At 56.1% G+C, this 25,352-nt stretch carries 25 protein-coding genes; 14 read left to right on the forward strand and 11 right to left on the reverse strand.

Going from position 1 to position 25,352, the window contains the following annotated elements:
- Nucleotides 1–57: 57 nt before the first annotated feature.
- The 10 genes from AC2FLG_RS19455 to coxB all read right to left on the reverse strand — a co-directional run bounded on the left by AC2FLG_RS19455 (nucleotide 58) and on the right by coxB (nucleotide 8,276).
- The gene (locus tag AC2FLG_RS19455; protein ID WP_496707619.1) at nucleotides 58–684 is read right to left on the reverse strand and encodes an imm11 family protein; all 627 of its coding nucleotides are present in this window, start codon (nucleotides 682–684) and stop codon (nucleotides 58–60) included.
- A 4-nt stretch (nucleotides 685–688) separates the two neighbouring features.
- The gene (locus AC2FLG_RS19460) at nucleotides 689–1,273 is read right to left on the reverse strand and encodes a GNAT family N-acetyltransferase (RefSeq protein WP_496707621.1); all 585 of its coding nucleotides are present in this window, start codon (nucleotides 1,271–1,273) and stop codon (nucleotides 689–691) included.
- Nucleotides 1,273–2,535, reverse strand: coding sequence for a M16 family metallopeptidase (locus tag AC2FLG_RS19465; RefSeq protein WP_142638002.1), 1,263 nt, complete (start codon nucleotides 2,533–2,535; stop codon nucleotides 1,273–1,275). Before AC2FLG_RS19465 ends, AC2FLG_RS19460 begins: the two co-directional genes overlap by 1 nt.
- On the reverse strand, nucleotides 2,532–3,920 hold the full coding sequence (thrC, locus tag AC2FLG_RS19470) for a threonine synthase (protein ID WP_496707623.1): 1,389 nt from the start codon (nucleotides 3,918–3,920) through the stop codon (nucleotides 2,532–2,534). The genes AC2FLG_RS19465 and thrC overlap by 4 nt, the downstream gene beginning before the upstream one ends.
- Complete coding sequence (locus AC2FLG_RS19475; protein WP_142637998.1) at nucleotides 3,917–4,594, reverse strand: SURF1 family protein; 678 nt, start codon at nucleotides 4,592–4,594, stop codon at nucleotides 3,917–3,919. Before AC2FLG_RS19475 ends, thrC begins: the two co-directional genes overlap by 4 nt.
- 155 nt (nucleotides 4,595–4,749) lie before the next feature.
- Complete coding sequence (locus AC2FLG_RS19480) at nucleotides 4,750–5,565, reverse strand: cytochrome c oxidase subunit 3 (RefSeq protein ID WP_142637996.1); 816 nt, start codon at nucleotides 5,563–5,565, stop codon at nucleotides 4,750–4,752.
- A gap of 22 nt (nucleotides 5,566–5,587) precedes the next feature.
- Nucleotides 5,588–6,163: a cytochrome c oxidase assembly protein gene (locus AC2FLG_RS19485; protein ID WP_142637994.1), complete on the reverse strand. Its 576-nt coding sequence runs from the start codon at nucleotides 6,161–6,163 to the stop codon at nucleotides 5,588–5,590.
- The gene (locus AC2FLG_RS19490; RefSeq protein ID WP_185956706.1) at nucleotides 6,163–6,324 is read right to left on the reverse strand and encodes a cytochrome c oxidase system small membrane protein; all 162 of its coding nucleotides are present in this window, start codon (nucleotides 6,322–6,324) and stop codon (nucleotides 6,163–6,165) included. The genes AC2FLG_RS19485 and AC2FLG_RS19490 overlap by 1 nt, the downstream gene beginning before the upstream one ends.
- A complete protein-coding gene (cyoE, locus tag AC2FLG_RS19495; protein ID WP_496707625.1) occupies nucleotides 6,321–7,277 on the reverse strand; it encodes a heme o synthase in 957 nt (318 codons plus the stop codon). Before cyoE ends, AC2FLG_RS19490 begins: the two co-directional genes overlap by 4 nt.
- Before the next feature lie 87 nt (nucleotides 7,278–7,364).
- Nucleotides 7,365–8,276 (reverse strand): cytochrome c oxidase subunit II, encoded by a 912-nt coding sequence (coxB, locus tag AC2FLG_RS19500; RefSeq protein ID WP_142637990.1) that lies wholly within the window; start codon nucleotides 8,274–8,276, stop codon nucleotides 7,365–7,367.
- A gap of 176 nt (nucleotides 8,277–8,452) precedes the next feature.
- Here coxB and tldD point away from each other — a divergent pair, with 176 nt between their 5' ends.
- From tldD to AC2FLG_RS19525, 5 genes are all read left to right on the forward strand, one after another.
- Nucleotides 8,453–9,874, forward strand: coding sequence for a metalloprotease TldD (tldD, locus tag AC2FLG_RS19505; protein WP_496707627.1), 1,422 nt, complete (start codon nucleotides 8,453–8,455; stop codon nucleotides 9,872–9,874).
- 239 nt (nucleotides 9,875–10,113) lie between these two features.
- Complete coding sequence (dprA, locus tag AC2FLG_RS19510; protein WP_496703312.1) at nucleotides 10,114–11,244, forward strand: DNA-processing protein DprA; 1,131 nt, start codon at nucleotides 10,114–10,116, stop codon at nucleotides 11,242–11,244.
- 150 nt (nucleotides 11,245–11,394) lie between these two features.
- Nucleotides 11,395–14,028: a type I DNA topoisomerase gene (gene topA / locus AC2FLG_RS19515; protein WP_496703310.1), complete on the forward strand. Its 2,634-nt coding sequence runs from the start codon at nucleotides 11,395–11,397 to the stop codon at nucleotides 14,026–14,028.
- 91 nt (nucleotides 14,029–14,119) lie between these two features.
- Nucleotides 14,120–14,824, forward strand: coding sequence for a CoA transferase subunit A (locus AC2FLG_RS19520; protein WP_142637982.1), 705 nt, complete (start codon nucleotides 14,120–14,122; stop codon nucleotides 14,822–14,824).
- Nucleotides 14,824–15,450: a 3-oxoacid CoA-transferase subunit B gene (locus AC2FLG_RS19525; RefSeq protein ID WP_142637980.1), complete on the forward strand. Its 627-nt coding sequence runs from the start codon at nucleotides 14,824–14,826 to the stop codon at nucleotides 15,448–15,450. Before AC2FLG_RS19520 ends, AC2FLG_RS19525 begins: the two co-directional genes overlap by 1 nt.
- 43 nt (nucleotides 15,451–15,493) lie before the next feature.
- Here AC2FLG_RS19525 and AC2FLG_RS19530 read toward each other — a convergent pair whose 3' ends face one another.
- Nucleotides 15,494–16,360 (reverse strand): lytic transglycosylase domain-containing protein, encoded by an 867-nt coding sequence (locus AC2FLG_RS19530; RefSeq protein WP_496703308.1) that lies wholly within the window; start codon nucleotides 16,358–16,360, stop codon nucleotides 15,494–15,496.
- Between the two features lie 352 nt (nucleotides 16,361–16,712).
- On the opposite strand from AC2FLG_RS19530, the gene AC2FLG_RS19535 reads away from it, so the two are divergent.
- The 9 genes from AC2FLG_RS19535 to AC2FLG_RS19575 all read left to right on the forward strand — a co-directional run bounded on the left by AC2FLG_RS19535 (nucleotide 16,713) and on the right by AC2FLG_RS19575 (nucleotide 25,348).
- Nucleotides 16,713–16,919 (forward strand): hypothetical protein, encoded by a 207-nt coding sequence (locus AC2FLG_RS19535; protein ID WP_142637976.1) that lies wholly within the window; start codon nucleotides 16,713–16,715, stop codon nucleotides 16,917–16,919.
- 81 nt (nucleotides 16,920–17,000) lie between these two features.
- Nucleotides 17,001–17,210: a hypothetical protein gene (locus tag AC2FLG_RS19540; RefSeq protein WP_142637974.1), complete on the forward strand. Its 210-nt coding sequence runs from the start codon at nucleotides 17,001–17,003 to the stop codon at nucleotides 17,208–17,210.
- Between the two features lie 143 nt (nucleotides 17,211–17,353).
- Nucleotides 17,354–18,235: a Flp pilus assembly protein CpaB gene (gene cpaB / locus AC2FLG_RS19545; RefSeq protein WP_142637972.1), complete on the forward strand. Its 882-nt coding sequence runs from the start codon at nucleotides 17,354–17,356 to the stop codon at nucleotides 18,233–18,235.
- A 194-nt stretch (nucleotides 18,236–18,429) separates the two neighbouring features.
- Nucleotides 18,430–19,836: a type II and III secretion system protein family protein gene (locus tag AC2FLG_RS19550; protein WP_142637970.1), complete on the forward strand. Its 1,407-nt coding sequence runs from the start codon at nucleotides 18,430–18,432 to the stop codon at nucleotides 19,834–19,836.
- 17 nt (nucleotides 19,837–19,853) lie between these two features.
- Nucleotides 19,854–20,483, forward strand: coding sequence for an OmpA family protein (locus AC2FLG_RS19555; protein WP_282027744.1), 630 nt, complete (start codon nucleotides 19,854–19,856; stop codon nucleotides 20,481–20,483).
- A gap of 194 nt (nucleotides 20,484–20,677) precedes the next feature.
- Nucleotides 20,678–21,913: a CpaE/TadZ family protein gene (locus AC2FLG_RS19560; RefSeq protein WP_281973278.1), complete on the forward strand. Its 1,236-nt coding sequence runs from the start codon at nucleotides 20,678–20,680 to the stop codon at nucleotides 21,911–21,913.
- Nucleotides 21,914–21,937: 24 nt separating this feature from the next.
- Nucleotides 21,938–23,380 (forward strand): TadA family conjugal transfer-associated ATPase, encoded by a 1,443-nt coding sequence (locus AC2FLG_RS19565; protein WP_282022130.1) that lies wholly within the window; start codon nucleotides 21,938–21,940, stop codon nucleotides 23,378–23,380.
- Nucleotides 23,381–23,391: 11 nt separating this feature from the next.
- Nucleotides 23,392–24,360 carry a type II secretion system F family protein gene (locus tag AC2FLG_RS19570; protein WP_142637962.1) on the forward strand — a complete coding sequence of 323 codons (969 nt, stop codon included), beginning with the start codon at nucleotides 23,392–23,394 and terminating at the stop codon, nucleotides 24,358–24,360.
- 10 nt (nucleotides 24,361–24,370) lie between these two features.
- Nucleotides 24,371–25,348 (forward strand): type II secretion system F family protein, encoded by a 978-nt coding sequence (locus AC2FLG_RS19575; protein WP_282022131.1) that lies wholly within the window; start codon nucleotides 24,371–24,373, stop codon nucleotides 25,346–25,348.
- The last annotated feature ends 4 nt before the right edge of the window (nucleotides 25,349–25,352 follow it).

Here is a 25,352-nt window from a genome sequence, read left to right on the forward strand (position 1 = left end):
AGCACGGTTGAATCGCGACCGCAAAGTGAAATTGAACTTTCCGCGGGTTGAAGTGCCTCAAACCACGATGCACTTACGTAGCCTGAACGGGCGTGAGACCTTCGCCGCACGCAAGGCCTGTGCCAATGCGTCGCTCACAAAAAACGCGTCGCGCATTTGTGTGTCGATCCAGATGTCGGGCCCATCCAACGCAGACAAACTCACGGCGATGTCCTTGTCTTGCATTGCGCCGGGCGGCTCCCAGATGTTGTGGTTTTCATATGGCTTATCTATACGCGGTGATTGATCGGTCAGCACGGCAGTTTTTTGCGCCCCAAAGTTCAAGCAGAAATACTCGCCCTCAACCGGTGTGGTGCGATCGTGTTGAAACAGTTTGACTGGATAGAGATTTCCGTCACCAAGGTCGAATTGGCGTAGAACAGCGGCGCATGCTGCAGAAACCGTCCATAGCCCTCCAGCCATAAAGAAGTCCGGCTGCTTCTTTTCCTTTTTGTCTTTGTATTTCGCGTACACTTCTTTGGGGAAGCAATCTTCGGGCTGCGGTTCGCCAAGTCTGTTCCGCTTCATTGCTTCAACGGCTCGCTCCCTGTCGTTCAAGACAACGTCTGCCTCAAACCCTTTGATGCTAGAGGTGCTTACCATCGCACGGCTGATCCAAATCATTGGCTGTTTCGCCCGCGCCATGGTCCTACCCTGCGTCTGTCTTGCCGCGCCGGTCCGACCGCAGACAGGCATATAACACATGCGTTCGCCAGCGCCCGTCAATCTGCAGATAGGACTGCGCCACGCCTTCGTATTTAAAGCCCGAGCTTTCCAGCAACCCACGCGAAGGTTTGTTTTCGGGCAGGCAGGCCGCCTCGATCCGGCTCAGGTCTAAACGCGTGAAGGCATGATGGACCACCGCGCCAATAGCCTCGCGCATATACCCGTTGCGAGCAAAGGCTTGGCCCGTCCAATAGCCCAGGGTCCCCGCCTGTGCTGGGCCACGGCGCACATTGTCCAGGGTGATTGCACCGACCAGCAGGTCATCAGATCGCCGGAACAGAAATAACGGGATCGCCGTCCCGCTCGCAACCGAGCGCTGCGCCCAGTAGACCCGGTTGGTAAATGACTTCCGGCTCAGATGATCCGAAGCCCAGATTGGCTCCCACTGGGTCAGAAAGTCTTTGGACGAGCGCCGCAGCGCTGCCCAGTCATTAAAGTCGGAGTGCACGGGCGGGCGCAAGCTGAGCCGCTCGGTTTCAAGTTTCAGCTTGCGTCTGCCCAGAAGCATCACGCCGCGCGCCTCTCCTGCAAGTCCGCGAGTGTGGGTGCACCTGATACCGGACCATACAGCGCCAGCGCCGCTGGCGCTTGTGCTGCTATCTGCTCGGCAAAGCTGCGGACATCTTCGGTGCTGACCGCGTCAATCTTGGCGACTGTATCCTCAAGCGACGGCACCCGTCCCCAGATCTGCACCAGACGCGCCAGACGCTCGGCCCGGTTCGAGGGGCTTTCCAGCCCCATCAGCATTCCGGCCTTCATTTGCGCACGAGCACGGGCGACCTCTTCGGGGCTCATATCCTCGGCGGCACGCTTCATTTCGTCAATGGTGATCGTCGCCAACTCACCGATCTGATCCGCAGATGTGCCCGCGTAGATCGTGGTTGTCCCGGTGTCGGCATAGGCGCCGGCCTGGGCAAAGATCGTATAGCAAAGCCCGCGTGTTTCCCGCACTTCCTGAAACAAGCGCGAAGACATACCCCCGCCCAGCGCGGTCGAATAAATCTGCGCGGTATAGATCGCGTCGTCGCGATAGCCGGGGCTTTCCAGCGCCAAAGCGAAATGAGCTTGCTCCAGTTCTTTCTCCTGCCGCGCCTCACCACCGGTAAATCGGGCCACTTCAGGGATCAAACCCTTGCGTGGTTGCAGGTGACCAAACATCTCTTCGGCCGTTTTCATCAGTGCATCGTGATCCACCGCACCAGCAGCGGATAGGATCATCTGTTCAGGGCCATAATGCTCGGCCACGAAACCCGACAGATCCTCGCGCGAGAATGCGCTGACGCGTTCAGTGGGGCCAAGTATGGTCCGGCCCAGGGGCTGGTCGTGATAGCTCTGCTCTTGCAGCCAGTCAAAGATTACATCGTCGGGCGTGTCATAGGCCTGACCGATTTCCTGTAGGATCACACCGCGTTCGACCTCAATCTCGCGCGGATCGAAGATCGGGTTCAGGACGATGTCACCGATGACATCCATCGCCAGCGCCACATCGTCTTTTAGAACGCGCGCGTAATAGGCCGTCACTTCGCGCGAAGTATAGGCGTTGATATACCCGCCCACATCCTCGATCGCTTCGGCAATTTGCAGCGCGGATCGCCGTTTGGTTCCCTTGAACGCCATATGCTCAAGGAAATGGGCTATGCCATTTTGTTCGATCCGCTCATTGCGCGCACCGGCGGTTACCCAGATGCCTATGGCCGCAGATTGCAGCCCCGGCATATGTTCACTGACGATACGGAAGCCGTTCTTCAGTTGATCTTGTCTGACAGTCACTCGGCGATATGCCCTTTGATATGATCCTCAAGGGCGCCCAGATCATTGGCGATGCGGGCCACCCGTTCCGGACGTTCATACAGATCAGACATGCGAGAGGGAAGAGGCGGATGTACGCCACTCGCCTTCTCGACCGCAGCCGGGAACTTGGCCGGGTGTGCGGTCGCCAAAGTGATCATCGGGACGTTCGCGTCGCGGTGCTCCTCGGCAACTTTGATACCCACGGCAGTATGGGGGCAGACCAGTTCGGTGCTGCGGGCCAGCGTGGCTGTGATCGTCGCCAGCGTTTCCTCTTCGGACACGCGGCCCGAGTCGAAGCTTTCACGCAGCGCTTCCATCGCACCCTGGCTGACGTTGAAGCCGCCATTCTTCAGCTCGCCCATCAGCTGAGCCACAGAATTGCCATCCTCGTCATAGGCATAATACAGCGCCCGTTCAAAGTTCGAGCTGACTTGAATATCCATCGAAGGGCTGATCGAAGGGATCGTGTTTCCCTTGAAATACCCTTCGCCTGCCAGGCACCGATGCAGAATGTCATTCTGGTTGGTCGCCACTACCAACCGGTCAATCGGCAAGCCCATGCGTTTGGCCAGATAGCCCGCAAAAATGTCGCCGAAATTGCCTGTCGGCACGGTAAAGCTGACCTTGCGATGCGGTGCGCCAAGGCTGACGGCGGCCGAGAAGTAATAGACGATCTGTGCCAGCACGCGGGCAAAGTTGATCGAGTTCACCCCCGCCAGTTTCACACCGTCACGGAAGTCGAAATCGTTGAACATATCTTTCAGCGCGGCCTGACAGTCGTCAAAGTCCCCGTCGACGGCCAGAGCATGCACATTGCTGTCCGAAGGTGTGGTCATCTGACGACGCTGCACCTCGGAAACGCGGCCATGCGGATACAGGATAAACACGTCTACCGCATCCAGCCCCCGGAACGCCTCAATCGCGGCAGAACCGGTATCACCGCTGGTCGCGCCCACGATAGTCACCCGATCCCCGCGACGCTTTAGCGCTACCTGGAACAACTGACCGATTAGCTGCATGGCGAAGTCTTTGAAGGCCAGTGTCGGGCCGTGAAACAACTCCAGCAGGAAGTGGTTCTCGTTCAACTGCTTCAACGGTGCGCGGGCGTCATGGCCGAACCCTTTATAGGCGCGGGCAATGATCTGTTTGAACTCATCTTCCCCAAATGATCCGCTGACATAGGGCCACATCACACGAAAGGCGATCTCCTCATAGGACAGGCCGGCCAAAGCAGCGATGTCATCCTGGCTCATCACCGGGATCTCGGCGGGCAGATACAGGCCGCCGTCGCGGGCCAGCCCGGTCAGCATCGCCTCTTCAAAACTCAGTTCGGGCGCCTGCCCGCGGGTTGAGACATATTTCATTGCGCTTCACTTTCTGATGGGGCGCGACCGCGCCACAGGAAATAACCAGTCATCGCAGCCCAGACCAAAGCCAGGCCAAACCATGTGATCGCGTATCCCAGATGATCATTCGGGATGCCCGCAGTGTCCACTGGCAGAGGGGTCACATTCGGATCGGTTTGGGACCGTGCGATCAGCAGAACCGGGTCGGTTCCCAGAGCTGCGGCAAGAGCGGGAACATCGCGGGCAAACCAGATATTAGCAGACAAATCGGGTTCGGGCGTATAGCCGTCGATCTCATCCGGCCAGTGCAGATTGCCCGTCAGTTCGATCTGCCCGGTATGTCTTTCAACCTGTTTGGCAGTGGTTGGGATAAAACCGCGATCGACCAGAATAGTCCGGTCGCCAGTATCGAAAGCTTGGATAACTCGATAGCCAGCGCCTACTTGTTTCACCGAAACCAGAACATGGATTTCACCCGGCTGCATCTCACCCTGGACGAAAACCGGTAAGTACTTGTCCCGTGTCTCGGAAGGCTGCTGCGGCAGGGAAACAGGTTCGGCGGAGATCCGGTCGTTAATCTCGGCCAACACGTCTTGTTTCCACCCAAGCCGCTGTACCTGCCAGACGCCCAGCGACACAAGTACGCCCAGACCGGCGAGCCCGAAGATCAGCAGGAAAGTTATGCGGCGCATGGCGGGGTCAAACCTTGTTGCAGAAACCGGCGTCTTGTTAAGGGCGGTGTGAACTGAATTGCAACCACCCATTTGTATCGGGTGCAATCTTGCACCCTGATAGAGAAAAAGCCGCCCGTGGGGGCGGCTTTTGCAATTTTGTTACCGGTCCGGCGTCAGATCAAAGGGGCTTGTCCCCAGATATAGACTGCGAAGAACAGGAACAGCCAGACAACGTCAACAAAGTGCCAGTACCAGGCCGCGGCCTCGAAACCGACGTGCTTTTCCGGCGTGAAATCACCCTTCAGCGCCCGGATCAAACAGACCGACAAGAAGATGGTGCCGATAATCACGTGGAAGCCGTGAAAGCCGGTTGCCATGAAGAAGTTCGAATAGAACTGATCACCACCGAATTTCCAGCCCTCATGGGCCAGCAATTCGTAGTACTCAAAGCCCTGCAGAGCGGTAAAGGCGATGCCCAAAACGATACCGATAGCGAGGCCGTTGATCAGCGCCTTGCGGTCATTGTCATGCACCAGCGCGTGGTGCGCCCAGGTGATGGCACAGCCCGAAAGCAGCAGGACCAGCGTGTTGATCAGCGGCAAGTGGAACGGGTCAACCGCGTGGATATCCGGCTGGATGTACTCGGTGCCCGCATAGTCGTACATCGGGTACATGCGGTGTTTGAAGAACGACCAGAACCAGGCGAAGAAGAACATCACCTCGGACATCACGAACAGGATGAACCCATAGCGCAGGCCAATGCGCACGACCGGCGTGTGATCGCCTACACGGCTTTCGGCCACCACTTCGGACCACCAGGCGAACATAGTGTAAAGAACCGCGACAAGACCGGCCCAGAACATGTAGGAGGTGACGCCGTGCATCCAGAGGACGGCTCCGAACAACATCACAAAGCCGCCCGCAGCGCCGATCAGTGGCCAGATCGAAGGGGTCAGAATGTGGTAATCATGATTTTTTGCGTGTGCCATCAGCGTCCCTCACCTACAGGCGTTAGTTCTTGTTTGTATCAGCCTGAACATCAAGGGCGGCATAGCCCTCGGGCAGGTCAATTTCGTAGAATGTATACGACAGAGTGATCGTATGCACATATTTGGCTTCCAGATCCTCGACCATTTCGGGATCGACGAAAAAGCTCACCGGCATCTGAACCCGTTCTCCGGGTTGCAACACCTGTTCTTCAAAACAGAAACAGGCGATCTTCTGGAAATACCCACCGGCCGAATAAGGCGCAACGTTGTAAGACGCCTGACCGGCAATCGGGCGGTCCGTGGGGTTATATGCCTCATAGAAGGCCAGGCCCGTTTCGCCAATGCGGATTTCCATCTGGCGCTCGACCGGCTTAAATTCCCAGGCCATGTCTTTCGCCTTTGAGGCGTCAAAGCGAACGGTAACAGTGCGCTCAAGGATGTCCTCTGGCGCGGCTTCAGCCACTCCGGTTGTGCCGCCATACCCGGTGACCCGGCAAAACCAGTCGTAAAACGGTACCGAAGCCCAGGCGAGACTGCCCATCAGAACAACAACGCCGACAGTTTGCACGACGGTTTTTTGCGGCCCCGTGAGCGCCATCAGTTCTGCACCTCTTGCATGGCCCTGTTAAAATCGGTCCCTGAGACTTTGACGATCGTCAGCCCAAAGATCAGCACGATGAATGCAGCAAGCGTCAGGCCAACGCCCAGATTTCGGCTGAACCGACGTTGATGCAACTCATGGCTTTTGCGCAGGCTCATGCCCAGCCTCCCAGCCCATAAGGCTTCAGCAGTGCTTCGGCAAGGATCGCGCCGAAATGCAGGAAAAGATACAGCAGCGAGAGCTTGAAAAAGCCACGCTCAACTTTGAAGTTATCAGCCTCGGAGTCATCCTCGGTCCGACGCGAGATTGCCCATGCTCCGCGCAGGAACAACGCGTTCAGTACAATAGCGACAGTCAGATAGATCGGACCGCCGATCGCCGAAAAGCCGGTTCCAATCGCAAGCACTGCCAGCAGAACGGTGTAGACCAGAATATGCCAGCGCGTCGCCCGCCGACCATGGGTTACCGTCAACATCGGCACACCCGCATCGTCGTAATCCGACCGCATAAACAGGGCCAGCGCCCAGAAATGCGGCGGCGTCCACATGAAGGTGAGGGCAAACATCAGCCAAGGTTCGACGGACATGGATCCGGTTGCAGCGACCCAACCGATGACCGGCGGGAAAGCCCCAGCTGCGCCGCCAATCACGATGTTCTGTGGCGTCGAGCGCTTGAGCCACATCGTGTAGACAACGACATAGAAGAAGATGGTGAAGCCCAGAAAGGCTCCGGCGAACCAGTTGGTTGCAAGACCCAACATGATCACCGACAGGCCGGACAGTGCCAGGCCCAAGGCCATCGCTTCGCCCTCTTGTACCTTGCCCGACGGTATGGGGCGACCTTTGGTGCGCTTCATAACGCGGTCGATATCTGCATCCCACCACATGTTCAGCGCGCCGGATGCGCCACCTCCGATGGCAATGAACAATATCGCGCAGAACCCAACGAACGGATGTACCGGTACCGGCGCTGCCAGCAGACCAACAAGCGCCGTGAATACAACCAGCGACATCACGCGCGGCTTCAGCAGGGCGAAGTAATCGCCAAAGCTGGCCTCATTCGCATACGCTTGGACGGTCGTTTGGCTTGCATTGATGCTTGCGTCGCTCATCTCGGGTCCTTTTGGGGCGAAGGCTGTGCGATCTCTCGCACAGCCTGCATCTTGTAGCAGGCGGGACGCATCCCGTCCTTACTGAAATCAGTTCGAAGCGACCTGATAGTTCTGCGGCAGGCCTGCATACTCGTCGATCGCACCTTTCAACCACGCGTCATACGCCTCTTGGCTGACAACTTTGACAGTGATCGGCATATAGGCATGGTCTTTGCCGCACAGTTCCGAACACTGGCCGAAATAGATGCCTTCCTTTTCGGCCTCAAACCACAGCTCAGCCAGGCGTCCGGGTACACCGTCCTGCTTCACACCGAAGGACGGAATGGTCCAGGAATGGATCACGTCGGACGCAGTAACTTGCATCACGATGACCTTGCCAACCGGGACAACTACCGCTGTGTCGGTGGCCAGCAGCCACTCATCGTCGCTATACCCTGCGTCTGCCAGCTTGGCCCGCATCGCGTCATCCAGGACAAACGCCGTCACGTCCGCATCGGCGGGGCGGGTACCTTCGTCCAACGTGGCCGGATGGCCAAGCAGATAGCTGTCGAATGCAAAATCGTGATCGACATACTCATATGTCCAATACCACTGGTTGCCGACAACCTTGATAACGACATCACCTTCGGGGATTTCTTGCTGCTTGAACAGAACCGGCAGAGAGAAAGCACCGATGAATACTAGAATCAGAATCGGACCCAACGTCCAGACGATCTCGACCGGAGTATAGTGCGAGAATCGCGCCGGGGTCGGGTTGACGCGTTGGTTATAACGCATGATGCAGTAAACCAGCAGGCCCGCAACGAATATGCAGATCGCGGTAATAATCACCAGAATCATATTATCCAGGCGATGAATCCCCTCGGCAAGGCTTGTGGCTGCGGGCTGGAATCCTATGCCGCCGTCAACCGGCTGACCGATAATCTCAAGCTCCTGAGCCATGGCGGGAAGGCTGGAGAGGGCTGTCATAAGCCCCGAAAGCTTCAAAGCGTTCTTCATTTTCTGTCCTGATCGTTTGATCTTTGCGTCCCTGGCGAAAAGGTGTGAATCGGCCACACCTCACCCGTTGTCTTTGGCCGCGTTAAAAACCATATTCCTGCGGGTAGATAAAGCAAAATGCTTGCGTCAAACAGACGCTATTTTTGATCTGGATCAAACTCGAAAGGTCCCAAGAGATGCCCAACGACCCGTTTCGCCCGTTTGAAAGCGCTCTTCCACATGACGAAGCGCTTGCGGTACTGCAATCCGCCACCGCCGGGGCCGAGGACGGAGAACTGTACGTTGAACGCCGGAAATCCGAGTCTCTGGTCTTTGATGACGGGCGCTTGCGGACCGCTTCTTATGACGCGTCCGAAGGTTTCGGCCTGCGCGCCGTGCAGGGCGAAGTGGCAGGCTATGCGCATTCAACGGACGTCTCGATTCCTGCCCTGAAACGGGCCGCCGAGACCGCGCGGCTGGCGGTCGGTGATGGTGGCGGAACGCTAGCTGATGCCCCCCGGGCCACCAACAAGCGCCTTTATACAGACGAAGACCCGATCGAATCTGCCAGCTTCCCCGTCAAAATCGAAACATTGCGCGAGATTGACGCCTTTGCCCGTGATCTTGATCCGCGTGTAGTACAGGTCAGCGCCACTATTGCTGCTGCGGTGCAGGAGGTTGAGATTCTACGCCCTGACGGCATTCTGGTCCGCGATGTCCGCCCCATGACCCGGTTGAATATCTCGGTCATCGTAGAACAGAACGGCCGTCGTGAGAGCGGCTCGACCGGTGGAGGTGGCCGGATCGGCCTGGACGGGCTGATCGAACCAACCGACTGGCAGGATAAAGCCCGCGAGGCCCTTCGCATCGCCATGGTCAACCTCGAGGCTGTTCCCGCCCCTGCGGGCGTGATGGAGGTCGCACTGGGCCCTGGCTGGCCCGGCATCTTGCTGCACGAAGCGATTGGCCACGGCCTTGAAGGGGATTTCAATCGCAAGGGCAGTTCCGCCTTTGCCGGGCTGATGGGTCAACAGATCGCGTCCAAAGGTGTTACGGTCGTTGATGACGGCACAATCGCAGACCGGCGCGGGTCAATCAGCGTCGATGATGAGGGCACACCCAGTTCGCGCACTGTGCTGATCGAAGACGGCATCCTGACCGGATATATGCAGGATCGCCAAAACGCCCGTCTGATGGGTGTTGCACCAACCGGGAATGGGCGGCGTCAAAGCTATGCCCATAAACCAATGCCACGGATGACAAATACAATCATGCTGGGTGGCGATGCCGATCCCGCCGCTTTGGTAGCCGATATAAAGGATGGCATCTGGGCGGTTGGCTTTGGCGGCGGCCAGGTGGATATCACCAATGGCAAGTTTGTGTTTTCCTGCACCGAGGCATACCGGGTTGAAAACGGCAAAATCGGCGCGCCGGTCAAAGGGGCAACATTGATTGGCGATGGCCCCTCTGCCCTCAAACGCGTTCGCGGGTTGGGCAACGACATGGCCTTGGATCCGGGAATGGGCACGTGTGGCAAGGATGGCCAATGGGTGCCCGTGGGCGTCGGTCAACCTACGGTCCTGATGGATGGGCTGACGATTGGAGGATCGGCGGCCTAAGTAGAATCGGTCACTGCTTCCAAAGCGCAGGGTTAACGCCCCGCTTTGGATATGCATTGATACTTTGCGGAGAGGCGTTTTCCGACTTCCGACTCGGCTGTATTTTTTGCCGTTGTTTTTCAACAACCTACGCAACTGAGACAACTGAGACTCGAAATATATCCGGAAAATTTGACGGGATTCACACGCTGTTAACCCTGGCAGCCGTAAACCAGTTCTGCAATCAGACGGAGCAACGGATGACCGAAGAGCAGCTTTCTTCCAATCACCCCACACTCCCACCCACCACGGAAGAGGATCGGTTTTCCTGGCTTCGTCTGTTGCGTTCTCGCAAAGTGGGCCCGGCGACGTTTCGGCGGCTGCTTCGCGAACATGGCTCGGCGCAGAATGCGCTGGCCGCGCTGCCGGAAATGGCACGCGCCGCCGGAATAGAAGGGTATGAAATCTGCCCGCCCGGCGTGATTGAGGCGGAACTCAAGGCCGCAAAAGCTGCCAATGCGCGGCTTTTGTGCCTAGGGTCCGCCGATTTCCCATCCGCTTTACATGATCTGAATGATGCTCCGCCAATGTTGTGGGCAATCGGTGACCTCTGTCTTTTACAGCGCCCCTCGGTCGCTATGGTCGGTGCCCGCAACTGCTCATCTCTGGGCGCGCGAATGGCGCGCGGATTGGCGACCGATCTGGGAAAACAGGGTTATGTGATCGTTTCTGGCCTGGCCCGCGGGATTGATACCGCGGCGCACCTAGCCACGGTTGAAACAGGCACCATCGCCGTTATGGCGGGGGGGGTCGACGTGGTTTACCCTGCTGAAAATACCGATCTTGCCGCTGAAATCGCAGGTTCCGGGCTGCGCGTCTCGGAGCAACCCATGGGCGTCACGCCACAGGCGCGCCATTTCCCGCGTCGCAACCGGATCATCTCGGGCCTGGCAAAGGCCGTTATTGTGGTCGAAGCCGCCGCCAAATCCGGCAGCCTGATTACAGCGCGCGACGCCTTGGACCAGGGGCGCGATGTTCTGGCTGTGCCCGGACACCCGTTTGACGCGCGTGCGGCTGGCTGCAACCTGCTGATCCGCGACGGTGCTACTTTGATAAGGTCTGCAGAAGATGTGATCGAAGCGCTACCGCAGCAAGCGATCCTATTCGAACCCCAGCAAATGCTCCAAAAGAATTTACCCCGCACACCATGCTCAACCAATGACCTGGAACGCCTAATTCTGACCCGGCTCGGCCCCTCTCCTATCGCCGAAGACCAGTTGATCCGCGATGTTGAGGCAACGGCGGGTGAAATTGCCCCGGTTTTGGTCGATCTGGAACTGGACGGACGTATTCAACGCCAACCCGGGGGTCTTCTGTCATTGACCGCCTGAGTGTTGGATATCCAATCTTACACATGTATCCCATTGAAATCGCGTATAAATCCTTGCCTTCAAAGGAACGCATTGACAATTCGCTCTTGCCCTACACATCTTGCACACTCATAGAAGGCGCCAATTCCGTCGAGCGAGGTTTCCCCTTAAATGCCTGTAGTTGTTGTAGAATCCCCTGCCAAGGCCAAAACAATCAATAAATATCTTGGCCCGGACTACACGGTTCTGGCGTCTTACGGCCATGTTCGAGATCTGCCGCCCAAAGATGGCTCGGTCGATACCGAGGATGAGTTTGCGATGAAATGGGAGGTCGGGAACGACAGCCGCAAACATGTCAAAGCCATCGCCGACGCGCTGAAAGAAGACAACGCCCTGATCCTCGCCACCGACCCCGATCGTGAGGGTGAAGCGATCAGTTGGCATTTGCAGGAAGCACTGACCAAGCGCCGGTCGATCAAAAAGGATACGCCTGTCAGCCGGGTGACCTTCAACGCCATCACTAAGGACGCAGTGACCGAGGCAATGCGAAACCCCCGTCAGGTGGACATGCCACTTGTCGAGGCCTATCTGGCCCGCCGTGCGCTGGATTATCTTGTGGGGTTCAACCTGTCGCCCGTCTTGTGGCGCAAACTGCCTGGTGCAAAATCCGCAGGCCGCGTGCAGTCTGTCTGCCTGCGCCTGATCGTCGAGAGAGAGATGGAAATCGAGGCGTTCAAACCGGTGGAATACTGGTCGGTGCGCGCCCTGTTCGAAACACCCCGTGGTCAGACCTATGAGGCACGCCTGGTCACACTAGCCGGTAAAAAGCTGGACAAGCACGATCTGTCCAACTCAACCCAGGCCGAACTGGCGGTGCAGGCGATCACCAGCCGCGCGCTCAGTGTCACTTCGGTCGAGGCGAAACCCGCCGCTCGAAATCCCAGCGCACCCTTCATGACCTCGACCCTGCAGCAAGAGGCCAGCCGCAAGTTCGGCATGGGTGCGCGTCACGCGATGCAAGTGGCACAGCGCTTGTATGAGGCCGGCTACATTACCTATATGCGAACCGATGGCATCGACATGGCCCCCGAGGCCGTGGCGGCTACGCGCGAGACCATCGCCGACCGCTATGGTGCGGAATATGTGCCGGACAGCCCTCGCATCTATAAGAACAAGGCAAAGAACGCGCAGGAAGCCCACGAATGCATCCGGCCTACGGATATGACCCGCGATGCCAAAGCACTGAAGGTAACGGACGACGATCAGCGCAAGCTCTATGACCTGATTTGGAAACGCACCATTGCCTGCCAGATGGCCGCTGCCCGGCTGGAACGCACAACTGTCGAAATCGGCAGCGAAGATGGGCAGGTTGGCCTGCGCGCGACCGGTCAGGTGGTGATGTTTGACGGGTTCATGCGTGTCTATGAAGAAGGCCGCGATGATGTCGCCGATGAGGATGACAAACGCCTGCCCCAGATCATGCAGGGCGACCCTGCACGGTTCTCTAAAACCACGTTGCGGGATCAGTTCACCAAAGCGACAAGCGATGGCACGGACCGGGCCGCGAAAGAGGCCATTCTGTCAGACAATGAATCAGTTCTGGCGCTGCAACATCACACTCAACCGCCGCCGCGCTATACCGAGGCGACGCTGGTCAAGCGGATGGAAGAGCTGGGGATCGGGCGACCGTCGACCTATGCCTCGATTGTCACAACGATTCAGGACCGGGAATATGTACGCAAGGACAAGAACCGGCTGATCCCCGAAGAAAAGGGACGGATCGTCACGATTTTTCTGCTAAACTTCTTCCGTCAGTATGTCGGTTATGAATTCACCGCCAATCTGGAAGAACAGCTGGACGATGTGAGTGCAGGTGATCGGGACTATAAGGATCTGCTGAGCAAATTCTGGCGCGACTTCTCGGCCGCGATTGGCGAGACATCGGAACTGCGCATTTCCGAAGTGCTGGACAAACTGGACGAAGCACTGGCACCGCAGCTCTATCCGCCACGCGAGGATGGATCTGACCCGCGTGTCTGTCCGAAATGCGGCGCGGGCCAGTTGCACCTGAAAACTTCACGCACTGGCGGGTTCGTCGGCTGCGGCAACTATCCCGAATGCACCTATACCCGTCCTATCGCCGGTGAAGGTGCCGAGGGTGAAGAGCGCCTGCTGGGTGAAGATTCAGGTGATGATATCTGGCTGAAGACCGGTCGGTTCGGACCTTATGTTCAACGTGGAGAGCCAACGCCCGAGAACAAGAAACCTCCGCGCGCCTCGCTGCCACGTGGCTGGAGCAAGGATGATATGGATCTGGACAAGGCGCTGACATTGCTATCCCTGCCCCGCCAGATTGGTGAGCACCCCGAGGGCGGTATGATCAGCTCGAATTTCGGGCGGTTCGGACCATATCTGATGCACCAGCTGACGGATGAGGCCAAACCGGTTTATGCAAACCTCAAAGACCCCAATGACGTGTTCGAGATCGGCATGAACCGCGCGGTCGAATTGCTTGCTGAAAAGCGCTCCAATCCGGGACGCGGACGCCGGGCTGCGGCCAAAGCGCTGAAAGAACTGGGGGAACATCCCGATGGTGGCGCAATGCAGGTCCTGGATGGGCGCTATGGTCCATATGTGAAGTGGGAAAAGGTCAACGCGACCATTCCTAAGGACATCAAACCCGAGGACGTAACGCAGGAAATGGCCATCGAACTGGTCAATGAGCGCGCGGCCCTGAAAGGGACCAAGAAAAAAGCGGCGCCCAAGAAAAAAGCCGCCAAGAAGACAACCAAGAAGGCCGGTTAGGTAGAAATACCACCCTTCGCCCGGTTTCATTGACTTCCCCGTGACGTGACGGCACAACCTGCCCAACACCATCTCATTGGGGGAGTTTTCCATGAAGAAAATCTATGCCAATGCCAACGAAGCGCTCGATGGCGTGCTTTCGGATGGCATGTTGATCGCCGCTGGCGGGTTTGGCCTGTGCGGGATTCCCGAGCTGCTGCTTGAGGCAATCAAGACCTCGGGTGCCAAAGACCTGACCTTTGCCTCGAACAATGCGGGCGTGGACGATTTCGGTATCGGTATCCTGCTGCAAACGAAGCAGGTCAAAAAGATGATCAGTTCATATGTGGGCGAAAACGCCGAATTCATGCGTCAGTACCTCAGCGGTGAGCTTGAACTGGAATTCAACCCTCAAGGCACCCTGGCCGAACGGATGCGCGCAGGTGGTGCCGGGATCCCGGGTTTCTACACAAAAACGGGCGTAGGCACTGTTATTGCCGATGGCAAAGAACACAAAGACTTCAACGGCGAGACCTATATTCTCGAAGAAGGTATTTTTGCAGATCTGGCGATTATCAAGGCGTGGAAAGCCGACGACACCGGCAATCTGGTGTTCCGCAAGACCGCCCGAAACTTCAACGTGCCCGCCGCCACTTGCGGTAAGATCTGTGTGGTCGAAGTTGAAGAGATCGTGCCCCGTGGCTCTCTGGACCCTGACATGATCCACCTACCTGGAATTTACGTGCATCGCATCATTCAGGGCAATCACGAAAAGCGCATCGAACAGCGCACCACCCGCAAGAAGGAGGACGCATAATGCCCTGGGACCGGAATCAGATGGCCGCCCGCGCGGCGCAAGAGCTGGAAGACGGCATGTATGTAAACCTCGGCATCGGTATCCCGACGCTGGTGGCAAATTATGTTGGCGACAAGGATATCACCCTGCAATCCGAAAACGGAATGCTTGGTATGGGTCCCTTTCCTTTCGAGGGTGACGAAGACCCGGACCTGATCAACGCAGGCAAGCAGACGATCACCGAACTGTCTCGGACTGCTTATTTCGACAGCGCTACGTCTTTCGCCATGATCCGGGGCGGCAAAATCGCTGCGGCAATCCTGGGTGCCATGGAAGTGGATGAAAAAGGCGATCTGGCCAACTGGATGATTCCCGGCAAGCTGGTCAAAGGCATGGGCGGCGCCATGGATCTGGTGGCCGGCGTTGGCCGTGTGATCGTGGTTATGGATCACACCAACAAACACGGTGAATCGAAAGTGCTGAAGGAATGCACTCTGCCCTTGACCGGCAAGGGTGTTGTGGATCGCATCATCACCAATTTTGGAGTTCTGGATGTGGTCGATGGCGGCCTGAAGATCGTAGAGCTCGCAGATGGTGTCAGCGAAGATGAGATGCGCGCCGCGACACAGGCGACGATTGTCGACTGATCAATTCACCTAATGGCAAGGCCCACTTCAGTGTGGGCCTTGGTCAATTAAGAGCCTGAAACACGCACCCGTCAGAAATCAACTCGGGCGGTGTCGAACACAGCGCTCGCGCCACCTGAAAAGCCGCGAGAACCTTGGGCACATAGTCCCGTGTTTCCGCATAAGGCGGTACACCACCATGTTTGCGAACCGCACCCTCGCCCGCATTATATCCGGCCAGGACCAGGATCGGGTCGTTTCCAAACTCTTCCATCAGCCAGTTCAGGTATTTCACTCCGCCCGAGATGTTCTGCCCCGGGTGAAGGCTGTCCTCGACCCCAAATCGTTTCGCGGTCGCGGGCATAAGCTGCATCAGCCCCTGCGCTCCGGCCGAACTTTCCGCCTTTTCCCGGCCTGCAGATTCAACCGAGATGACGGCCAGCACCAACGCAGGCGACACATTTGTCCCTACGGTCGAGCGTAAAATGTCGATCCCCTGCCGCTGAGCAATATTCTGAAGCGTCTGCAATCGGGGCGAGGCTACGTTTATGGCGGCAAGCGCATTTATCGAATCCTGCAAACGACCCGAACTGGCCTCATCTATCCCGGGCGAGATCTTGTCCCAGAACGCTTTATATGACCCGACGGGTTTGTTTTGCGGCGTAATTCCCGGAAGCCCCGGAGGCGTAACACGTGTCCTCGCGATAATCTCAGGAACTACGATCTCAGCCCCTGTGCTGGGCGCCGAAGGTGCTGAGGCATGTTCTGTAGGCGATATCTGAACGGTAATGCGCGGACGTTGGCCGGGTTTAGGTGCTTTGATCCGTTTATATACGCCACGCGGTTCGACTTCGTTGGCGGGGACAGACACAGGTGCCGACACCACTGCCAGCGCCAAGCCGGCGCAAGTTATTGCGTTCCGGAGATTCATTTGCCTGCCTCACGTTCTCTTTTGCGTCAATTTGAACCCCGAATCTGTCTGTAAGGCCAGAAAAACAATGTGAATTGGGGCAATTTCGCCTCATTTGGCGCCATTTTGCATCGGGTTTTATCGGTACTCGTACGAAGGGATTATTTTTATTTCTTTAATTTCAATTAGTTAATCGGAAAGCTACCAAAAAGTTAAGCTGCGGCACAAAAATTTGGGGTTTGGCCCAATTCCTGCCACGCCCAACAGGCAAACATAATGCCATACCGAGACGATCGGGAGCGGACTGAGAGACGAAGCTCTGGAAGACGCCGAGGTTCATTAGACTTATTAGATCCTTTAGGAGGGACGTAACATGATCAAGTTCATCAAGAACTTCACCACTGACGAAGACGGCGCCGTAACAGTAGACTGGGTCGTTCTGACCGCAGCTGTTGTTGGCCTGGCCGCTGTTGCTTGGACACAGGTTAGCGACGGTGTCGACGATCTGGCTGGCGACATTGACACCGCCCTGACGGGTGTTGTTGTTACTGCACCTAACGCGGGCCCAACAACCCCGTAATTATTTAGATAGAATTTTGAAGGGGGCTGCGCTCGTCAGATCGCGGCCCCCTTTTTTATAGAAAAAAGACGAGGTCCTGCGATGAAGGGTATTTCAAAATTCTTATCCGGGGAACATGGCGCAATCACCGTTGATTGGGTGGTGCTTACTGCTGCGCTGGTCGGCCTTGGACTTGTCACGGTATTCAACTTGACGGGCGGGGTACAACACGTCGATACCGAGACGGGTAACGCACTTCGCGGTATAGAGGTCTATTCTGCGAATCAGGAACAGGCATCGGAATCAGATTGATCAATCTGGCACTAAGGACACGGGCGTCAAAAAAATACTTCATTGTCCCCCTTTTCGACACAATTCTCCTGTAACCAATAGTCAGTTGAAGTCGTATTCCCTATGACGACTGACATCGCATACAAATAAATGAGGGAACGCGCATGCGTGCAGTATTTGGACTTGTCCTGATTGTTGGGGTGGCTCTGGCAGGAGGAGCTGTTTATATGGCGCGGGACTATATTTCTCAGTATCAGGCGGAATTGGCCAGAGAACGTTTGGCGGCTCAGGAAGCATTGGCAAATGTTAAGTCCGTCCCGACGGTGGACGTTCTGGTTTCGAACCGTGCTCTTAAATATGGTGAGCGTCTGGCCGCTGAAGATGTGCGGATCGTGAAATGGCCTGAGGATGCAATTCCCGAAGGAAGCTTCCTTGAAATGGCCGTCCTGTTTCCAGAGGACGCCAGTGGCGACCGCTTCGTTCTGAGGACCATGGAAAAAGACGAAGCCCTGATGGAGGTCAAAGTAACCAAACCAGGCGAGGCAGCGGGTCTTACATCACGAATCGCGAAAGGTAAGCGCGCATTTGCAATCAGCGTGGACGTTGCCTCGGGCGTATCCGGCTTCCTTCGCCCTGGGGACAGTATCGATGTTTATTGGACCGGTTCGTATGGTGGCGGAATCGATGGGTCGCGCGGTGAAATCACCCGCCTGATTCAAACCAGCATTGAGTTGATCGCTGTTGACCAGAGCGCCGGGTCCGATCTGACCGGAGCCACGATCGCGCGCACCGTTACGGTCGCTGCTACTCCAGAACAAATCGCGGCACTGGCTCAGGCTCAGAACACCGGCCGCCTGTCTTTGGCGCTGGTTGGCGTGCAAGACGACACAATCGCAAGCGCGGTCGAAGTTGACCAAAGAAAACTTCTGGGCATTAAAGATGTCGTCCCCGTGGCACCCAAAATCGCGGAAGAGGTCTGTACGGTCAAGACACGCCGTGGTGCCGAGATCGTCGACACGGGAATAGTAACACCCTGCACAAATTAACAGAAAATCAGTGCGTTACATGACCAGGGCCGCGCGAATTGCGCGGCCCTAATTTGTTCGCATGTTGCGCATTGTCCACATAAGGAAAATTCCAGAAACCATTGATTATTGCAATAAATTCTCAATTCGCGCAGTGTTATCGGACATAAGGCAGTAGCCGCAAAAAACGAGGCGTGATCGGAGAGGCAGGTCACATGAAAAGAAGTTCCTGGATAAGCGCAGCCCTATTGGGCTTGGCGCTCGTAGTTGGCCCAGTCGGCAATGCTGCCTGGGCTGAAACACTTCGCGTGGTAAAGAAGGGTACAGCGGAAACGCTTGATGTGCCAATGAACCGCGCAATAGTTGTAGAAAGTGAGCAACCGTTTGCCGAACTCAGCATCGCCAATGCAGGCATCGCTGATATTTCGTCGCTTTCGGATCGTACTATCTATGTTTTGGGTAAGGCTCCTGGCCTGACGACCCTGACATTGTTCGACGGCGCAGGTAATCTACTTGCTAATGTTCGGGTCCGTGTGGCACCGGATGTTACCGAGTTTAAAGAACGTCTGCGCCAGATTTTGCCAACCGAGCCTATCGAAGTTCGCACCGCCAATGACGGTATCGTTCTTTCTGGCACAATTTCTAGCGCTGCCAAGTTGGCGCGGGCATTGGAGCTGGCAGAGCGCTATGCACCGGAGCGCGTATCGAACCTCATGTCGGTTGGCGGCGTTCAGCAGGTCATGCTGAAAGTGCGCTTTGCCGAGATGAATCGGTCGGTAGCTAAAAGCCTGACTGCATCGCTTGGTTTCGGCGGCAGTGATGTGACTGGCGGTATCAACACGCTGAACAATGCTGGTGCTTTGGCAAATGCCCTGAACAACAACATTCCGGCGGTACAGACGAATACCGGCGCAATTCTGTTCGGCTTTGGCGCAGGCTCCACACAGGTTCGTCTGCTGCTGGAGGCACTCGAGTCCAAAGGACTGGCGCGCAGCCTAGCAGAGCCTAACCTATCCGCACTTTCGGGTCAGGAAGCGACGTTCCTTGCAGGTGGTGAAGTTCCTATTCCGGTACCGCAGGACGACGGCGTAATTGCGATTGAATACAAAGCCTTCGGTGTTGAAATCGACTTTATCCCCCGCGTTGTGGATGGTGATCTGATCAACCTTGAAATGGCTGCTGCCGTGTCAGCTATCGATGGTTCGTCGAACTTCACCATTCAAGGTGATAATGTTCCATCTTTCATCACACGCCAGACCAGCACAACGGTTGAGCTGCGCGATGGTGAAAGCTTTGCGATCGCTGGCTTGATCCAGGATGATTTCACCGACCTGAACAGCCAGATTCCTTGGTTGGGTGACGTCCCGGTTCTTGGCGCCCTCTTCCGCAGCGCGGAATATCAGCGTCAGCAAAGTGAACTGGTGATCATCATCACAGCCCACCTTGTGTCGCCGACTCGTGGCGAGGCACTGGCTCTGCCTACGGATCGGGTCAAACCGCCCAGCGAATTTGATCTGTTCGTCAATGGCAAAGTCGGTCGGACTGAACGTCTGGGTGCCGGTGCAGCTTCGGAAGTCGCGAATCAGGACTTCGGTAGCTCGTACGGCTACGTCCTGGATTGATTAGGAGGATAGGACCAATGCAGAAGTGGATCATCACACTGGGTCTTTCGGTCGCTGTCGCCGCATGTACGCGTGAGGCCGGATACGAAGCCGATCAAGGCGCGTTCGGGAATGCGACACTGAACAACATTCAAGTAATGAATGGCGAACTGACATATGCCCAGATCCTGGGCCAACGGTTCGCAGCCGAAGTGCCGACCCAGATCAACTTTGATTTCAACAGCGCTCAACTGGACGAAACAGCTCAGCGAGTACTCTTGCGTCAGGCGAACTGGATCAAACAGTTCCCCGAGGCACGGTTCCGGGTCTATGGCCATACGGATGCTGTTGGATCAACGGCATATAACCAAAGCCTGGGCCAGCGGCGCGCGAATGCGGCTGTTGCGTTCCTTACGCGGCAGGGTATCTCTCGCTCGCGGTTGGAGGCGGTTGTTTCATTCGGTAAGTCTCGACCTCTCGTGGCTACGCCGGATCGAGACCGTCGCAACAGGCGCACCGTGACCGAAGTATCAGGCTTCGTTGATCGTGCACCCCAGCTACTCGATGGCAAATACGCCGCTATCGTCAATCGTGAGTACGTGGAAAGCGCGGTTTATGAATCCCAGCTGCGCCGCGAAACCGCTATTGGCGATACAAGCGAACAATAAACTGTGATTGGGCGGCATCGTCGCCCAATTCCCTACAATTGGTTCTTTTGCGCCTAATTCTTGCCTAAGTTCCAAGCCACATTTTCAACAATTGGGTGACCTGCGTCCGAAAATGGCCGCAATAGGGTGACAGCAAGCCAATCCTGTCCTCTGGGCCAGGATGGTTCGCCTACCCTTCGACGAGGATTGTGTTAATGACAAGCGCCACGCCGCAAAACGAAGAGACCGCAATTCTGGCCTGCACGATCAGTCGTGATGTCCAGAATTTCGATCTGCTTATAGAAGATATGGAAGGCGCTTTGGGTGAGCGTTGGGGCGATCTCGGCTTTGCCGAAGCCCTGACATTTTTCAACCAACCCGAGGCGAATTCACTGCAATTTGTCGCGTTGGCCATTGATGGCGAGGATGAAGACAACCTGTCACTGATGGGTGAAATCATCACACAGGCAAAAGACAAAAATATCAAAATAGTTCTGATCGCCGAGGACGTGACCCCGGCTTCGCTGCATCAGTTGTTGCGCAAGGGCGCGGACGAATTCGTCCCCTACCCTCTTCCAGAAGGTGAATTGCAAGAAGCAATCGACCGGATGAACAAACCCGAACCCGTCGCCGTTGCCCCCGGATCAGATGCCGCACGTGCAGCTGGCGACTCTAAAGAGGGTGCTTTGTTTGTGATTCAGGGACTTGCCGGTGGGGTCGGGTCGACGACTATGGCCGTCAACCTAGCTTGGGAACTGGCAACGGTCTCTGACAAAGAGGCCCCTTCGGTTTGTTTGATTGACCTGGACCTGCAATACGGAACGGTTTCGACCTATCTGGATCTTCCCCGTCGAGAAACTGTATTCGAGATGCTGTCTGATACGGCGGCAATGGATGATGACGTCTTCAACCAGGCGCTTCAGTCCTATGAGGACAAGCTGCAGGTGCTAACCGCGCCGTCGGATATGGTGCCTTTGGATCTGATTACGCAAGAAGATATCGAACGGGTGATCGAAAAGGCGCGAAAACACTTCGATTATGTGATCGTCGACATGCCAACGACATTGGTTCACTGGTCGGAAACTGTACTGCAGGCCGCCCATGTTTACTTTGCCCTGATAGAACTGGACATGCGATCGGCTCAGAACGCATTGCGCCTCAAGCGCGCTTTACAGGCCGAGGAACTACCCTTCAATAAGTTGCGTTTCGCTCTCAATCGCGCCCCGAAATTTACCGATCTGAATGGTAAGGGCCGGGTCAAGCGCATGGGTGAAAGCCTGGGTATCTCTATTGATCTTCAACTGCCGGATGGCGGCAAACCGGTGATGCAAAGCGGTGATCACGGTCTGCCATTGGCCAACGCTGCGGCCAAGAACCCACTGCGCAAGGAAATCGCAAAGCTTGCGAAGTCGCTGCACAGCCTGGGCAGCAGTAGTGCCGAAGCCGCATAACACAATCCCACAGGGAGAGCCGCCGTGTTTTCAAGATATAAAAAACCAGAAGCACAACCGGTCCAGGCACCGGCTAAATCGCCCGAGGCCACACCTGCACCTGCAGCGGAGCAAGCATCAACCGCTACTGCAGTTGCCCGGCGACCCACCCCCAAAAAGGCGGCCGAGGTTGTAGGGGCGGACAAGGAACGCAAGCGCAAAGAGCGTCTGGGCGAAATCAAGATCGAACTCCACCGCGAGCTTCTTGAAAACCTGAACCTAGCGGCCCTTGAGAAAGCTGGAGAATCCGAGCTGCGCTCGGAAATCAGTGCGATTGCCAGTGAGGTTCTGGAATCCCGCAACATCGTTCTGAACCGCGACGACCGGCAGCAGCTGAACAAAGAACTGTATGACGAAGTAACCGGTCTTGGCCCTCTCGAGACCTTGCTTCAGGACGACTCTGTCAGCGATATTCTGGTCAACGGCCCGCAGCAAATTTTCGTTGAACGGTTCGGTAAGCTAGAAATTAGCGACGTTACATTTAAAGACGAAAAGCACCTGATGCGGATCATCGACAAGATCGTATCCGCCGTGGGCCGCCGTGTTGACGAATCCAACCCCTATGTGGACGCCCGTCTGGCGGATGGCTCGCGTTTCAACGCCATGGTGCCACCGATTGCCGTTGACGGCTCGCTGGTATCCATTCGTAAGTTCAAAAAAGATAAGCTGGCCATTGATGACCTGGTGAATTTTGGTGCCTTCACCGAAGAAATGGCCGCCTATCTGCAGGCTGCTGTATCTACACGCCTGAATGTGATCGTTTCGGGCGGTACCGGTTCCGGTAAAACAACCACGCTAAACGCTTTGTCCAGCTTTATCGACGACGCCGAGCGTATTCTGACCATCGAGGATACAGCGGAACTCCAGCTGCAACAGTCTCATGTTGGCCGGATGGAAAGCCGCCCGCCCAACGTCGAAGGTAAGGGTGAAGTCAGCCCCCGCGACTGTCTGAAAAACGCCCTTCGTATGCGTCCCGACCGTATCATCGTGGGTGAGACACGGGGCTCGGAAGTTATCGACATGCTACAGGCCATGAACACTGGCCATGATGGCTCGATGACAACGATCCACGCGAACTCGGCCCGAGACGGGATTTCGCGTCTTGAAAACATGATCGCGATGGCCGGGATCGAAATGCCGATCAAGGCCGTCCGTAGCCAGATCTCCAGTGCTGTGAACCTGATCGTTCAGGCAAGCCGCCTGCAGGACGGCTCGCGGCGCATGACTTCGATCACCGAAATCACTGGTATGGAAGGCGATGTGATTTCCATGCAGGAAATTTTTCGTTTTCAACGCGTTGGATTAACACCCGACAACAAGATCATTGGCCATTTTACCGCGACAGGCGTTCGCAGCCACTACTCCGAACGCTTCCGTCTGTGGGGTTATGATCTGCCCCCTTCGATTTACGAACCAACGACTATGTAGGAGATCTTGAAATGCAACTGCCTATGGAGGCACTGATCTACGTCGCGATCTTCGTAGGCGTACTTGCGTTGGTGGAAGGAATCTATCTGGTTGCCTTCGGAAAATCCATCAGTCTGAACAGCCGCGTGAACCGCCGTCTGGACATGCTGGATAAAGGCGTCGGGCGCGAACAAGTTCTGGAACAGCTGCGCAAGGAAATGCAGCAGCATATGAAGTCCCAGAGCATTCCGCTCTATTCCCTGTTGGCGGACAAGGCTCAGAAGGCCGCCATCGCCTTCACACCCCGTCAGTTGATCCTGATTATGGTGTTGGTGACAGGCTTTGCCTTTATGGGGCTCAGTATTGCAACGGGAACGGAAACCATAATGCGGGCCGCTATTTCGGTCGCAATCGGTGTTGGCGGTGTCTATGCGTGGGTAAACAACAAGGCCAAAAAGCGTATGGCAATGCTGGAAGAACAGTTGCCAGATGCTGTGGAATTGATGGTTCGGTCGCTTCGCGTCGGGAACCCTTTTGTGTCCACCATTCAAATCGTCGCAAATGAAGTCCAGGATCCACTCGCCACTGAATTCGGGGTTATCGCTGATGAATGTGCCTATGGCCGTGACGTCGGTGAATCTCTCAAAGATCTGGCACAACGACTGGATATGCAGGATCTACGGTTTTTGGCAGTGGCCGTCGGCATCCAACAGCAATCCGGTGGTAACCTGGCCGAAATTCTGGCCGGTCTGGCCAAGGTGATCCGGGCCCGTTTTCGACTTTTCCGGCGCGTCAACGCCATCACAGCTGAGGCAAAATGGTCAGGAAAATTCCTATCTGGATTTCCACTGTTCTGCCTGGGATTCATTTTGGTGAACGACCCCGGGTACTATGACGAAGTAATGGATCACCCATGGTTCATTCCTGCCTGTTTCTTTGTCGGCATCATGCTGACACTGAACCTGATCGTCATGCGCATTCTAACCGACATCAAGGTCTGAGGACACCACCATGGAAATCCTGACCCGAATAAACGACTTTCTAACCGAGCTCCTTGGCCCCTTCGGTCCACTGATCGTGGTTGGTGTACTTGGACTGTTCATGATCTTGATCACCGTCCCCTTGATCCTGAGCCAGCCAGAAGATCCCCTGAAGAAACTGCAGCGTTCTAATGCAGCCCCTCGACAGGATAAGAAGGTCAAAAAGGACAAGCTCAGAACCAGCGGGCGAAACGAGCAGCTTGAGAAATTTGCCAACTTCCTTGAGCCACAGAATAAGGAAGAACTGTCTGCCATGCAGCTGAAACTGCGGCAGGCGGGGTACCAGTCAAAGGACGCAGTTCGGTTTTTCCACTTCGCTCAATTTTCCTTGGGCATCATCGGAATTGTGATTGGTGTTTTGCTGGTCACTGTCCTTTCCGATGGTCAGGAATTTACCGCGCAGCAGATGATAATACGAGTTCTTGTCCCTTCGGCCGCCGGGTATTTTCTGCCGCGCTATTGGATCACCCGAAGGGTCGCAGAACGGCAAGAAGCGATCACCGCAGGCTTCCCCGATACTCTTGACCTGATGCTGGTCTGTGTCGAGGCTGGCCAGTCGCTGGACCAGGCCATCGTTCGCGTCGCACGCGAAATGAAAGCCTCCTACCCTGAGATTTCGCTTGAATTTGAAGTCGTCGCCCACGAATTGAAGGCCGGTAAGGACAAGGATACGGTTCTTCGCGATTTTGGTACGCGCTGTGGCGTTCAGGATGTTAACTCATTTGTGACGGTGATGATCCAATCGGCAACATTCGGTACATCCATCGCCGAAGCCTTGCGGGTTTACGCCGGCGAGATGCGAGATAAGCGCGTGATGCGCGCCGAAGAGGCCGCTAACAAGTTGCCAACCAAAATGACACTCGCCACTATGATGCTGACGGTGCCACCGTTGCTGGTCATTCTGGTTGGACCCTCGGCCAAAGGCATCGCTGAATTCGGCGGAGGCTAATAGC

Source organism: Ruegeria sp. CDSA193, from assembly GCF_059611885.1.

Coding starts and splice junctions, on each gene's coding strand:
- AC2FLG_RS19460 (WP_496707621.1), bottom strand. CDS start 1,273: ATGCTTCTGGGCAGACGCAAGCTGAAACTTGAAACCGAGCGGCTCAGC.
- AC2FLG_RS19555 (WP_282027744.1), top strand. CDS start 19,854: ATGCAGAAGTGGATCATCACACTGGGTCTTTCGGTCGCTGTCGCCGCA.
- AC2FLG_RS19540 (WP_142637974.1), top strand. CDS start 17,001: ATGAAGGGTATTTCAAAATTCTTATCCGGGGAACATGGCGCAATCACC.
- cyoE (WP_496707625.1), bottom strand. CDS start 7,277: ATGAGCGACGCAAGCATCAATGCAAGCCAAACGACCGTCCAAGCGTAT.
- AC2FLG_RS19530 (WP_496703308.1), bottom strand. CDS start 16,360: ATGAATCTCCGGAACGCAATAACTTGCGCCGGCTTGGCGCTGGCAGTG.
- AC2FLG_RS19475 (WP_142637998.1), bottom strand. CDS start 4,594: ATGCGCCGCATAACTTTCCTGCTGATCTTCGGGCTCGCCGGTCTGGGC.
- AC2FLG_RS19535 (WP_142637976.1), top strand. CDS start 16,713: ATGATCAAGTTCATCAAGAACTTCACCACTGACGAAGACGGCGCCGTA.
- AC2FLG_RS19485 (WP_142637994.1), bottom strand. CDS start 6,163: ATGGCGCTCACGGGGCCGCAAAAAACCGTCGTGCAAACTGTCGGCGTT.
- dprA (WP_496703312.1), top strand. CDS start 10,114: ATGACCGAAGAGCAGCTTTCTTCCAATCACCCCACACTCCCACCCACC.
- topA (WP_496703310.1), top strand. CDS start 11,395: ATGCCTGTAGTTGTTGTAGAATCCCCTGCCAAGGCCAAAACAATCAAT.
- AC2FLG_RS19490 (WP_185956706.1), bottom strand. CDS start 6,324: ATGAGCCTGCGCAAAAGCCATGAGTTGCATCAACGTCGGTTCAGCCGA.
- AC2FLG_RS19480 (WP_142637996.1), bottom strand. CDS start 5,565: ATGGCACACGCAAAAAATCATGATTACCACATTCTGACCCCTTCGATC.
- tldD (WP_496707627.1), top strand. CDS start 8,453: ATGCCCAACGACCCGTTTCGCCCGTTTGAAAGCGCTCTTCCACATGAC.
- AC2FLG_RS19560 (WP_281973278.1), top strand. CDS start 20,678: ATGACAAGCGCCACGCCGCAAAACGAAGAGACCGCAATTCTGGCCTGC.
- AC2FLG_RS19550 (WP_142637970.1), top strand. CDS start 18,430: ATGAAAAGAAGTTCCTGGATAAGCGCAGCCCTATTGGGCTTGGCGCTC.
- coxB (WP_142637990.1), bottom strand. CDS start 8,276: ATGAAGAACGCTTTGAAGCTTTCGGGGCTTATGACAGCCCTCTCCAGC.
- AC2FLG_RS19455 (WP_496707619.1), bottom strand. CDS start 684: ATGGCGCGGGCGAAACAGCCAATGATTTGGATCAGCCGTGCGATGGTA.
- AC2FLG_RS19525 (WP_142637980.1), top strand. CDS start 14,824: ATGCCCTGGGACCGGAATCAGATGGCCGCCCGCGCGGCGCAAGAGCTG.
- AC2FLG_RS19575 (WP_282022131.1), top strand. CDS start 24,371: ATGGAAATCCTGACCCGAATAAACGACTTTCTAACCGAGCTCCTTGGC.
- AC2FLG_RS19520 (WP_142637982.1), top strand. CDS start 14,120: ATGAAGAAAATCTATGCCAATGCCAACGAAGCGCTCGATGGCGTGCTT.
- thrC (WP_496707623.1), bottom strand. CDS start 3,920: ATGAAATATGTCTCAACCCGCGGGCAGGCGCCCGAACTGAGTTTTGAA.
- cpaB (WP_142637972.1), top strand. CDS start 17,354: ATGCGTGCAGTATTTGGACTTGTCCTGATTGTTGGGGTGGCTCTGGCA.
- AC2FLG_RS19570 (WP_142637962.1), top strand. CDS start 23,392: ATGCAACTGCCTATGGAGGCACTGATCTACGTCGCGATCTTCGTAGGC.